10 protein-coding genes are annotated in these 11,067 nt (G+C 64.2%); 8 read left to right on the top strand and 2 right to left on the bottom strand.

All coding sequences use genetic code 11. The features are described from left to right. Positions 1 to 159: 159 nt before the first annotated feature. The 3 genes from rpoN (at position 160) to K0M74_RS14180 (ending at position 2,650) form a co-directional block, all read left to right on the top strand. Positions 160 to 1,629, top strand: coding sequence for an RNA polymerase factor sigma-54 (gene rpoN / locus K0M74_RS14190; protein WP_293973675.1), 1,470 nt, complete (start codon positions 160 to 162; stop codon positions 1,627 to 1,629). A 186-nt stretch (positions 1,630 to 1,815) separates the two neighbouring features. After that, complete coding sequence (gene ykgO, locus K0M74_RS14185) at positions 1,816 to 1,941, top strand: type B 50S ribosomal protein L36 (RefSeq protein ID WP_003046794.1); 126 nt, start codon at positions 1,816 to 1,818, stop codon at positions 1,939 to 1,941. A gap of 97 nt (positions 1,942 to 2,038) precedes the next feature. Continuing rightward, positions 2,039 to 2,650, top strand: coding sequence for an HAD family phosphatase (locus K0M74_RS14180; protein WP_293973672.1), 612 nt, complete (start codon positions 2,039 to 2,041; stop codon positions 2,648 to 2,650). Here K0M74_RS14180 and K0M74_RS14175 read toward each other — a convergent pair. Together K0M74_RS14175 and K0M74_RS14170 are read right to left on the bottom strand one after the other, a co-directional pair. After that, positions 2,635 to 4,074 carry a serine hydrolase gene (locus K0M74_RS14175; RefSeq protein ID WP_293973669.1) on the bottom strand — a complete coding sequence of 480 codons (1,440 nt, stop codon included), beginning with the start codon at positions 4,072 to 4,074 and terminating at the stop codon, positions 2,635 to 2,637. The two genes, K0M74_RS14180 and K0M74_RS14175, sit on opposite strands and share 16 nt — an antisense overlap. A 107-nt stretch (positions 4,075 to 4,181) precedes the next feature. Next, on the bottom strand, positions 4,182 to 6,344 hold the full coding sequence (locus K0M74_RS14170) for a S9 family peptidase (protein WP_293973666.1): 2,163 nt from the start codon (positions 6,342 to 6,344) through the stop codon (positions 4,182 to 4,184). Between the two features lie 68 nt (positions 6,345 to 6,412). Between K0M74_RS14170 and K0M74_RS14165 the strand changes: the two genes are divergently transcribed. The 5 genes from K0M74_RS14165 to K0M74_RS14145 all read left to right on the top strand — a co-directional run bounded on the left by K0M74_RS14165 (position 6,413) and on the right by K0M74_RS14145 (position 11,042). Further along, positions 6,413 to 8,239, top strand: coding sequence for an aminopeptidase P family protein (locus K0M74_RS14165; protein ID WP_293973663.1), 1,827 nt, complete (start codon positions 6,413 to 6,415; stop codon positions 8,237 to 8,239). Between the two features lie 4 nt (positions 8,240 to 8,243). Then, positions 8,244 to 8,708 carry a thioesterase family protein gene (locus K0M74_RS14160; RefSeq protein ID WP_293973660.1) on the top strand — a complete coding sequence of 155 codons (465 nt, stop codon included), beginning with the start codon at positions 8,244 to 8,246 and terminating at the stop codon, positions 8,706 to 8,708. Positions 8,709 to 8,971: 263 nt separating this feature from the next. Continuing rightward, positions 8,972 to 9,439: a hypothetical protein gene (locus K0M74_RS14155; RefSeq protein WP_293973657.1), complete on the top strand. Its 468-nt coding sequence runs from the start codon at positions 8,972 to 8,974 to the stop codon at positions 9,437 to 9,439. Between the two features lie 34 nt (positions 9,440 to 9,473). Then, positions 9,474 to 10,418 carry a bifunctional diaminohydroxyphosphoribosylaminopyrimidine deaminase/5-amino-6-(5-phosphoribosylamino)uracil reductase RibD gene (ribD, locus tag K0M74_RS14150; protein ID WP_293973678.1) on the top strand — a complete coding sequence of 315 codons (945 nt, stop codon included), beginning with the start codon at positions 9,474 to 9,476 and terminating at the stop codon, positions 10,416 to 10,418. 9 nt (positions 10,419 to 10,427) lie between these two features. After that, positions 10,428 to 11,042, top strand: a complete 615-nt coding sequence (locus K0M74_RS14145; RefSeq protein WP_293973654.1) for a riboflavin synthase — start codon at positions 10,428 to 10,430, stop codon at positions 11,040 to 11,042. Positions 11,043 to 11,067: the final 25 nt, after the last annotated feature.

Below are 11,067 nucleotides of genomic sequence, written 5' to 3'. Positions count from 1 at the left end.
GCGTGGGTTTCGCGTTTTTTTTTTTGCGGACCGCCCCCATAAATGTCTCGGTGTGCCCCCGCTAGGGGGGGGACCCATCTCCGATAGGTTTGAAATAGCGCCGACCGGAGATGGGCTCCCGCCTTCGCGGGAGCTAGGCGGGAAATAATATAGCCCGCCATGGCGTTGGGTCCGCGCCTCGATCTCCGCCAGTCGCAATCGCTGGTGATGACGCCGCAGCTGCAGCAAGCGATTAAGCTGCTGGCGCTGTCGAACCTTGAACTCGAAGCCTATCTGGCCGAGGCGCTGGAAGGCAATCCGCTGCTGGATGCGACGCCCGGCGATAGCGATGGCAGCGCGGCCGACACGAATGACGGCCTGGGCGATGACGCGCCCGTGACTGAAGCGGCCTCGCTCGACGCCGACCATGCCTTATCGTCGGATAGCGGCACCGCGAACGACCTCGATGTCGATATGACCGCCGAAAGCTTCCACCACGACAGCGCCAGCGACAATGTCGGCCTGTCGGGCAGCGATAGCGAGGGCATCGATTTCGACAGCTTCGCGGGCGAGGACGAGACGCTGCACGACCATCTGCTCGCGCAGGTCGGCGAACGCTTCAGCGGGCTGGAAGCAATGATCGCCGAGCAGCTGGTCGCCTTGATTGACGACACCGGATATTTGCGCGCCGACCTGGCCGAGGTCGCGCAGCGGCTCGGGGTGCCGCTTGCGCTGGTCGAGAGCGTCCTCGCGGGGGTGCAAGGTTTCGATCCATCGGGGGTCGGCGGGCGCGACCTCGCCGAATGCATTGCGATTCAGGCGCGCGAAGCCGATCGTTATGATCCCGCGATGGCCACGATGATCGCGCATCTCGATCTGGTCGCCAAAGGTGCCTTTCCGCAATTGAAGCGTATCTGCGGCGTTGACGACGAAGATCTCGCCGACATGATCCGCGAATTACGCAATTATGATCCCAAGCCCGGGCTGAAATTCGGCGGCGATGCGACGCAGGCGGTCGTCCCCGACCTGTTCATTCGCCAGACCGCCAAAGGCTGGGCGGTCGAGATCAACAGCGGCACCCTGCCGCGGCTGCTCGTCAATCGGCGTTACTACACCGAGCTGACGACGGGGGCGGCGGCAAAGAGCAAGGCGTGGCTGTCCGAACAGCTGGCGAGCGCCAACTGGCTGGTCCGCGCGCTCGACCAGCGTCAGCGCACAATCGTCAAGGTCGCAAGCGCGATCGTCAAGCAGCAGGAGGGCTTTTTCCTGCACGGCGTCGCGCACATGCGCCCGCTGACCCTGCGTCAGGTCGCCGAAGAAATCGGCATGCACGAATCGACCGTGAGCCGCGTCACCAGCAACAAATATCTCAGCTGCCCGCGCGGGCTGTTCGAACTCAAATATTTCTTCTCGAGCGGCATTTCGGCGACCGAGGGCGACGGCGCGGTGTCATCCGAGTCGATCAAGAGCCGGATCAAGGCGATGATCGAGGCCGAGGATGCCAAGGCGATTCTGTCCGACGAAACGATCGCGCAGAAATTGTCCGCCGAGGGCCACGACATCGCGCGGCGCACTGTGGTGAAGTATCGCGAGGCGATGGGGTTTGGCTCGTCGGTGCAGAGACGGCGGCAAAAGGCCCTGGCGGGGTAGCGATCCCGTCGCCCCCGCGAAGGCAGGGGCCGCTGGCGGTTTATGCAGCGGCGTCGCGTAAGCCGGGCAACGGTCCCCACCTTCGCGGGGGCGACGTTTTCTCTTCGCCTGCCGGTTGACTTTTTACCCGCATCCCCATAGTTGCGCCGCTTCGCGTCAATACGCCAAGATTTACGGACAAGAACCATGAAGATTCGCAACAGCCTGAAGTCGCTGAAGGACCGCCACCGCGATAACCGCGTTATCCGCCGCCGTGGCCGCACCTATGTGATCAACAAGACCAACCGCCGCTTCAAGGCGCGCCAGGGCTGATGCCCCGGCGCGGGGTGATTTCACCCCGTTTGCTTTTGATGACCAGCGTAACGCCGTCGGATGCTTCCGGCGGCGCTTTCGCGTGTCTGGAGGGCATATGATTCGCCAAAGCGTGATCTTCGACGTAGGCCGTGTCCTGTTTGACTGGGACCTGCGCTATCTGTTCGCCAAGCTGATTGCCGATGAGGCCGAGCTGGAATGGTTCGTGACGCACGTCGTCACGCCGCAGTGGCATTTCCAGCATGACGCGGGCCGCCCACTCACCGACATGCTGCCCGAGCTCAAGGCCGAGTTTCCCGACCATGCCGCGTTGATCGATGCCTATGCCGCGCGCTTCAACGAGACGATCCCGGCGCCGATGCCCGGCAGCCTCGAACTCGTCGAGCGGCTCGACGCGGCGGGGGTGCCGTTGTTTGCGATCACCAATTTCGGGCATGAATTCTGGAAAGGATTCCGTCCCACCCAGCCGATCTTCGACCGCTTCCGGGACATCATCGTTTCCGGCACCGAAAAGCTGATGAAGCCCGATCCCGCGATCTATCGCCTGGCGATCGAGCGATTCGGGATCGACCCTGCGGGGGCGCTGTTCATCGATGACGTGGCGGCCAATGTCGCGGGGGCCGAATCCCTCGGCATCGCCGGCCATTTGTTCGAAGGCGCGGCGATGCTCGAGCGCGATCTGGTGGACCGTAGCTATCTGCCGGGCTGATCGAAGCGCAGGTCGAGTCGGCGGCCGGTGGCAATCTCAGCGGCAAAGCTGCCGTCGGCTTGCGCGCGCAGGTCGGCGATGCCGAATGGGTTGACGAGTCCGGCGCGGGCCAGACCGCCCTCAGGGTCGAGCCCAACCAGCGTCAGCGGCGCGTCGGTTCGCTGCATCGCGGTAGCGAAATAGCTGCGCATCGCGGTGTGCTGTTCGGCAGTGCCGATGCATAGCCCCTGTTCGATGCGGAAACGGACGGCGCCCTCGACCACCGCAACGCCAAATGTCCCGCGGTAGCGTTGCGCGCCGACTGGACAGGCGGTGGCGATAAGCCCTGCCGGGGCTGGCCGGAACGGCGCCGCGATCATCTGCGCGGTCGGCTCCATCCGCGACACCCATGAGGCATTTGCCAGCACGCTGACTGCGGTGCGTTCGGCGCGCCACAGCCCGACGGTGCTGCGCCCGCCCATGGCGCTGCCATTGTGGTGGAAAAAGGGCGCGCCGTCGGGGTCGCGGCTGATGCGCCAGCCGAAGCCGACGCCATAGTCGAGCTCGCCCGCAGGCCGTCCATCGGCGAGCCGTACCGGCACAAGCATGGCATCGAAGGTCGCGGGGCGGACGAGCTTTGCATCGATCATCTGCCCGCCAAAGGTCGCCACCGCGCCCGCCGTCCCGCTCAGCCCGCCACCGCCCCAGGTATAGCTGAAATCGTGCCGCGGCATTTCGACGATGCGCCCGGCTTCGAAACCATAGGCGCGTGACGCACTGGAATCGCCGCTGTGCGTTGCGTCGGCGCGGATCGCGAGCCCGGGGACCAGTTGCCGCGTCACATAGTCGGGGAAGGATTGGTCAGCGTGCTCCTCCACCAGGGTGCCGAGCAGCGTGTATCCCCATGATGAGTAGCTGTAAGCGATGCCGGGCGGGCTGAGCAGGTCGCGATTGGCGAAGATTGCGACCGCCTCGCGCCCGGTGTGATAGTGCACGGCACCGCGATCGCGATCGACGTCCTGATAGTGCGGCAGCCCCGATGTATGCGCGGCGAGTTGGCGCGGGGTGATCGCGGGCCAGCGGGCACCGAGCCATGGCAGCTGCGCTTGTACCGGTGCGTCAAGGTCGAGCTTGCCCTCTTCCGCAAGCTTTGCGGCAGCGGTGACGGTGAACAGCTTGGACACGCTGGCAAGGCGGAACAGTGTATCGCGCGTCACCGGGGCGCCGCCTTCTACATCGCGCAGGCCGCTCGATCCATCCCAGACGATTTGGCCATTCTGCCACACCGCGGCGCCCATGCCCGGCACACCGTTGGTCTCGCGTAGCCTGTCGAGCAGGCGCTGGGAAATCGTCGCCGCATCGGCAACCGGTTCGGCTCCGGCGTGCACAGCGCTTGCGAGCAGCGCCCCCGTGCCCAGAAGGTGCACCGACAATCTTTTGGTCATCAAACCCTCTCCCTTTGTGGTGGGGAGGGAATGATTGCCAATTGTCGCACCCCTGTACCGAAATGTCGCGCGCCTGTCGCGACCGGCGCGCTATCGGTACCGGTACATTATTCCTCCATGCCGAGCTGCGTCAGCACAAAAGCAAATTCCTCGGCATCTTCACGCAGCGCGCCCCAGCGGCCCGACTTGCCCGCATGACCCGCGCCCATGTTGGTGCGCAGCAGCAGTTGGGCATCGTTGGTGCGCGTCGCGCGGAGCTTGGCGACCCATTTGGCGGGTTCCCAATAGGTCACGCGCGGGTCGTTGAGCCCCGCCGACACCAGCATCGGCGGATAGGCTTTGGCGGTCACATTGTCATAGGGGCTGTAGCTCAACATGAAGTCAAACGCGGCCTTGTCGGTGATCGGATTGCCCCATTCGGGCCATTCGCCGGGGGTCAGCGGCAGCGTTTCGTCGACCATCGTGTTGATGACATCGACGAAAGGTACCCCCGCGAGCACCGCGCCCCATAATTCGGGCGCCTCGTTGTAAACGACCCCCATCACCTGCCCGCCCGCCGAGCGGCCCTCGATCGAAATCTTGCCGGCGCTAGCGTAATTCGCCGCGATCAGGCCTTTGGCGACGTCGATGAAATCGTTGAAGGTATTTTTGCGCGCGGTCGTCTTGCCCGCGAGATACCAGGCGCGGCCCAGATCGTCGCCACCGCGGACATGCGCGATCGCATAGATCATGCCGCGATCGACCAGGCTGAGCCGCGTGGTCGAGAAACCCGGCGGGACGCGGTAGCCGTAGGAGCCATAGACATAGAGGTGCATCGGCGCGCTGCCGTCGCGCGGGGTACCTTTCTTGTACACCAGCGAAACCGGCACCGGCGTACCGTCGCGCGCGGGCATGCTCACCAATTCGGTTACATATTCGTCCTTTGTGTAACCAGACGGAATCTCTTGCACCTTCAGCGTTTCAAGCTTTTTGCCAGCGACATCGAAATCGAACACCGTGTCGGGGGTGACCATCGATTCATAGTCGAGGCGAAGCTTGTCCTGATGATATTCGGGATTGTCGCCCAGCCCCGCGACATAGGTCGTCTCGGGGAATTGGATGCGGCCGGAGGTCAGCGGGGCATCGTAACGGCGGATATCAACCTGATCGACGCCCTGCTCGCGCGCTTCGAGGACGAAATAGTCGCGAAAGATCGCGAGACCGGTGATGTAGGTCGCGTCCGAACCGGGGATCAGCGTCTTCCACACGCCGGGCTTGGCAAGGCTCGCGGTGGCGACGCGGAAATTGGCGTGTTCGTCGTTGGTGTAAATGTAGAGCGTCCCCTCGCGCTCATCGACGCTGTACTCGCGGCCCTTTTTGCGTGCGGACACGAGCAGTGGCTTGGCTTCGGGATTGTCGGCGGGGAGGAGATAGACTTCGCTCGTCTCGTTATCGCCCGTCGCGATGACGATATAATTGTCCGCCGCGGTCTTGCCGATGCCGACCCCGAAACCGATGTCGGCTTCCTTGTAGAGCAATTTGTCTTCGCTCAGCGGGGTGCCGAGCTTGTGCAGGCGGACATTGTCGGTGCGCCAATTCTCGTTGGCGAGACCATAGAGCAACGCGTCGCTGTTCGCGGTCCACACCAGCGACGACAAGGTGCCGGGGATGACGTCGGGCAGCGCCTTGCCGGTCGTGAGATCGGTGAAGCGGACTTCGAAGCGTTCGGAGCCATTGTCATCCACCGCATAGGCCATGAGCTTGCCGTTGGGGCTGACCGCCACGTCGGACAGGCGGAAATATTCCTTGTCCTTGGCCATCGAGACTTCGTCGAGGATCAGGACCGCTTCACCGCCCGCGACGGGCTTGCGGTACCATTTCTTATATTCGGCGCCCTCTTCATATTCGACCCAATAGATCCAGTCGCCATCCTTCTGCGGCACGCTCGAATCGGCTTCCTTGATCCGCCCCTTCATTTCCTGGAACAGGGTTTCGACGAGCGCCGCGTGCGGCTTCATCGCCGCGTCGAAATAGGCGTTTTCGGCCTTCACATAGTCGAGCACATCCTGGTCATCGATCACCGGATAGCTCTCGTCTTTCAGCCAGTGATAGGGATCTGAGAGTGTTTTGCCGTGCAGAACCGTCTCGTGCGGACGCTTCTCGGCGACCGGGGCGGCGGGCAGGGCAGGGGTCGGGCTGGTCAATGCGGGGTCTTTCTGTTGGGCGAGCAGGGGCGATGGTGCGACAAGCGGGGTGGCAATTGCCGCCAGAAACATCCAAATAGCGCGCATCAAAAAATCCCCCGCGGTGTCGCCCGATATGGGCGGGATCGCCGCGATGTAGAAACAAGGAACGTCTGATGTCCAGCGCCATCCATGCAGAACGTCTCGCGCGTGTCCGCGCCGCACTGAAAGCGCAGGGCCTCGACGGCTTTGTCGTGCCGATCAGCGACGAGCATATGAGCGAATATGTCGGCGATTATGCGCAGCGCATGGCGTGGCTGACGGGCTTTGGCGGCTCGGCGGGGACGGCGGCGGTGCTGCCGACCAGGGCCGCGGTATTCGTCGACGGACGCTATACGGTGCAGGTGCGCGACCAGGTCGATGGGTCGTTGTTCGACTATGTCGGGGTGCCGCAGTCGAGCGTTGCCGAATGGCTGGGTGCCAATGTCGCTGCGGGGCAGAAGATTGGCTTCGACCCCTGGCTGCACGGCATCGACTGGGCGCGTTCGCTCGGCCGCGCTTTGACCGCCAAGGGTGCAACGCTGGTCGCGGTCGATATCAATCCGCTCGACGCGGCGTGGGATGACCAGCCAGCGCCGAGCGCGGCGCCGGTCGCGGTCCACGACGTCGCGCTTGCGGGACAGAGCGCGGTCGAGAAGCGCGAAGTGATCGCCGACTGGCTGAATGTAAACGGTCTCGACACCACGGTGATGACCGCGCTCGATTCGATTGCTTGGACCTTCAATATTCGCGGCACCGACGTCAGCCACACCCCGGTCGGGCTGGCCTTTGCGTTGCTGCATTCGGATGCCACCGCTGATCTGTTCATCGCGCCTGAAAAGGTCACCGACGCGGTGCGCGCGCATCTGGGCAACAGCGTGCGGATCCACGATCGCGACGCGTTCGAGGCGGCGCTCGCTGGCCTCAAGGACAAGAAAGTTGCGGTCGATCCCGACCGCGCGGTCGCAGCGATTTTCACCGCGCTGGAAGCGGCAGGGGCGAAAATCGAACGCCACCGCGATCCCGCAGTGCTGCCCAAGGCGATCAAGAACGAGACCGAGCTGGGCGGCACCCGCGCCGCGCATGTCCGCGATGGTGTCGCGGTGGCGCGCTTCCTGCAATGGATGGAGGATGTCGCGCCGCAAGGTGGGCTCGACGAACTTGGCGCCGCGGCGAAGCTGCGTGCGTTCCGCGAAGAGGGCGGCGGGCTTGTCGATCTATCGTTCGACACGATCTCGGCCGCGGGGCCGAACGGCGCGTTGCCGCATTACAAGGTCGATGAGACCACGAATCGCGCGATCGAGACGGGGACGCTCTACCTGGTCGATTCGGGTGGGCAGTACGCCGACGGCACCACCGACATCACGCGCACGATCGCGATCGGCCCGCCGACCGCCGAAATGCGCCGCCGCTTCACCCAAGTGCTCAAGGGGCATATCGCGCTGGCCACCGCGCGCTTTCCCAAGGGGACGCGCGGCAGCCAGCTCGACATCCTCGCGCGCCAGTACCTGTGGGCCGACGGGGTCGATTATGCGCATGGCACCGGCCACGGTGTCGGCACATATCTGGCGGTTCACGAAGGCCCGCAGCGCATCGCCAAGCCCGCGGGCGGACAGGCGGGGACCGAGGAGCCGCTCCACGCGGGGATGATCCTCTCGAACGAGCCCGGCTATTACAAGGCCGGCGCCTTCGGCATTCGTATCGAAAATCTGGTGATCGTGGTGCCGCTCAGCATCGACGGCGCCGAAGAGGATATGCTGGGGTTCGAGACGATCACCTTTGCCCCGATCGCGCAAAACCTGGTCGAAACCGCGTTGCTGTCGTCCGCCGAGGCTGACTGGCTTGATGCCTATCATGCCGAGGTGTTCGAAAAGCTGGCGCCGGGAATGAGCGCGGCCGACCGCGGCTGGCTTGCAGCCGCCTGCGCGCCGCTCGACCGCACCGCTGCCGCACTTGCGGCGTAAGCTGGTGTTGGACCGCAGCAACTGGGATGTGCCGCTGGACGATTTTCGCGTTCGTGAGACGGTACGGGTGCGTTTCAACGAGATCGACGGGCAGAACATCGTCTTCAACGGCAATTATTTGATCTACGCCGATATCGGGGTGACCGAATATTTCCGCGCGCTTGGCGAAGGCCAGCCCGGGCCCTATTTTCACCAATATGGTACAGACATCCGCGAGACGCGGTGCGAAATTGAATATCATTCCCCGGCGCGGCTGGACGAGCAGATCACCATTGCGGCGCGGGTGAGCCGTTTCGAGCGGACGAGTTTCACCGTCCATTGCGCGATTTTTCGGGGTATCGAGCGGCTGACCGATATCGCGATCAGCTATGCGCATATCGACCTTGATAGCGGCGGCGCGACGGCTTTGCCGGGCAGTTTTATCGCCGAAGTGCGCCGATTTGAAAAGCGGACGCCGCTGCAAGCGTGATTCGCGGATCGCTCGGCAACTGCTCACATCCGCATCTCTCAACAAAAAAGGTCGAAAAAAAAGGGCCACCCGAGGGTGGCCCATGAAAGTTTTGGGAGAGGATGCCTAAAAGGCATGCTCATATTGCAGCGCACAAAAAATTGTGCAACTGCGAAATGAGCATCTGCTATTGCATTTTTTGCAATCGTTGGAGGTGCCGCCTTCGTTCGGTGCAATCGTCCATCCCCCTCGCAAATTGCCGCGACATCGCCTAAATTGGGCCAATGGGACTTTTTAAGACTGTAGATGTCGGCGGCGGCCTGTCCGATTTCTGGGCCTATATCCGCCAGCCGCGCCCGCACCGCTGGGCAAGCTGGGGCGTCGCAATTGCCCTGCCGCTCGTCATTTTCTATGGCTTTTCCCAGCAGCTCATCCCGTATGAAAAGCCCGAAACAAAGATTATCTATTTCGAGAATTGGGCGGCGGACCGCAGTGCGGACGAGATTCGCGCCGAATGGGTGGCGCGCGCCAAGGAAACGACGCGTCGCAACGCCGAAAAGCGTGCCGAATATCAGCGACTGGCCGACATGATGGGGGTCGAATATGATTCGGCCGAAGCCGACGAGGTGACTCGCGAAACACTGGGCGAAGAAGCCGCGGCGGCGGCGCGGCAGAAAAAGCCGGTGGCCGTCCAGCGCTCGACCATTGCCGAGCGCGCGGCGCGCGGGCCGCAATCACAAGCCGCCGACTGAGCGCATGCAGCGCGCTCCCGCCGATGCCGACTGGATGGCGGTCGCCATCGCTTTGTCGTGGCGGGGCCGACCGACGGCGGCGCCCAATCCCAATGTCGGTTGCCTGATCGTCAAGGGCGAGAGGGTCGTCGGACGCGGATGGACGCAGTCCGGAGGCCGACCCCATGCCGAGGCGGTGGCGCTGGCGGCGGCAGGCGCGATGGCGAGCGGCGGGACTGCCTATGTTTCACTGGAACCTTGCGCCCACCCAAGCCCGCGCGGCCCCTGCTGCACCGACACGCTGATCGCCGCAGGCGTCTCACGCGTCGTCATCGCCGCGCAGGATCCGGATCGCCGCACCGATGGTCAGGGCATCGCACGATTGCGGGCGGCAGGGATCGAGGTCGTCACGGGTGTGTTCGCGGCCGAAGCGCGCGCCGCGATGGCGCCCTGGTGGACGCGGCAGGCCGCTGGGCGGCCGTTTGTCACGCTCAAACTCGCGACCTCGCTCGACGGGTGCATTGCGATGGGCGACGGATCCAGCCGCTGGATTACCGGCAAGCGTGCCCGTGCGCATGGTCATCTGGAACGCGCGAGCCATCAGGCAATCCTCGTGGGGCGCGGGACATTGGTGGCCGACAACCCCAGCCTCGACGTACGGTTGGCGGGACTGGAAGATCGCAGCCCGACGAAGCTGCTGCTGACTTCGGGAAAAGCACCTGACGGATGGACGGCCGTCGCTTCCCCCGAATCGATCGACGGCGTCGATTCGTTGCTGGTCGAGGGCGGCGCCGGGGCGGCGTCGGCCTTTCTCGCCGCCGATCGCGTCGACCGGCTTTTGCTCTACCGCGCCCCGATCCTGATCGGCGGCGGCAAGTCCGCCCTCGGCGACATCGGCCTGACCGATCTGGCCGACGCCCATGGCCGCTGGCGCCAGACTGACAGCCGCCTGCTTGGCAGCGACCGACTCGACGTTTACGAGCGGGTCAGAGAAGGATAAGCGCTCCCCATGTTCACTGGCATCATTACAGACATCGGCACCGTTCGTTCGCGCGAAGATCGCGGCGATACGCGGCTGGTCATCGCCACCCGTTACGACACCGCGACCGTTGACCTGGGCGCCTCGATCGCCTGTTCGGGCGCGTGCCTGACCGTCGTCGACAAGGGGCAGGACGCCGATGGTCATTGGTTCGCGATCGATGCCAGCGCGGAAACGCTGGCCTGCACCGCAGCAGGGATGTGGGACGCGGGTCGCCGCCTGAACCTCGAACGCGCATTGAAGGTCGGCGATGAACTGGGCGGGCATATCGTCACCGGCCATGTCGATGCAGTAGGGACCATCATGTCGGTCATCCCGGTCGGCGACAGCGTGACGGTCACCGTCGCGGCGCCCGCCGCGCTGGCGCCGCATATCGCGCCGAAAGGATCGATCACCGTCGATGGCGTGTCGCTGACGGTGAACGACGTGAGCGACCAGCCCGACGGCTGCGCGCATTTCACCCTGAACATTATCCCGCACACGCAGGCGATGACGACGCTCGACGAAGCGGCGGCGGGGCGCCCGGTCAACCTCGAGATCGACATCCTCGCGCGCTATCTGGCGCGGATGCAGGCGCGTTCCTGATCCGTGGGCCCCGCCGGGGGGGGGG

This window comes from Sphingopyxis sp. (assembly GCF_019459305.1).
Taxonomy (GTDB): Bacteria; Pseudomonadota; Alphaproteobacteria; order Sphingomonadales; family Sphingomonadaceae; genus Sphingopyxis.
This window is presented reverse-complemented; position numbering and strand designations above follow the sequence as displayed.

Excerpts from the sequence above, each read along its gene's own strand:
- rpoN (WP_293973675.1), top strand. The coding sequence starts at position 160 with ATGGCGTTGGGTCCGCGCCTCGATCTCCGCCAGTCGCAATCGCTGGTG.
- ykgO (WP_003046794.1), top strand. The coding sequence starts at position 1,816 with ATGAAGATTCGCAACAGCCTGAAGTCGCTGAAGGACCGCCACCGCGAT.
- K0M74_RS14180 (WP_293973672.1), top strand. The coding sequence starts at position 2,039 with ATGATTCGCCAAAGCGTGATCTTCGACGTAGGCCGTGTCCTGTTTGAC.
- K0M74_RS14175 (WP_293973669.1), bottom strand. The coding sequence starts at position 4,074 with ATGACCAAAAGATTGTCGGTGCACCTTCTGGGCACGGGGGCGCTGCTC.
- K0M74_RS14170 (WP_293973666.1), bottom strand. The coding sequence starts at position 6,344 with ATGCGCGCTATTTGGATGTTTCTGGCGGCAATTGCCACCCCGCTTGTC.
- K0M74_RS14165 (WP_293973663.1), top strand. The coding sequence starts at position 6,413 with ATGTCCAGCGCCATCCATGCAGAACGTCTCGCGCGTGTCCGCGCCGCA.
- K0M74_RS14155 (WP_293973657.1), top strand. The coding sequence starts at position 8,972 with ATGGGACTTTTTAAGACTGTAGATGTCGGCGGCGGCCTGTCCGATTTC.
- ribD (WP_293973678.1), top strand. The coding sequence starts at position 9,474 with ATGGCGGTCGCCATCGCTTTGTCGTGGCGGGGCCGACCGACGGCGGCG.
- K0M74_RS14145 (WP_293973654.1), top strand. The coding sequence starts at position 10,428 with ATGTTCACTGGCATCATTACAGACATCGGCACCGTTCGTTCGCGCGAA.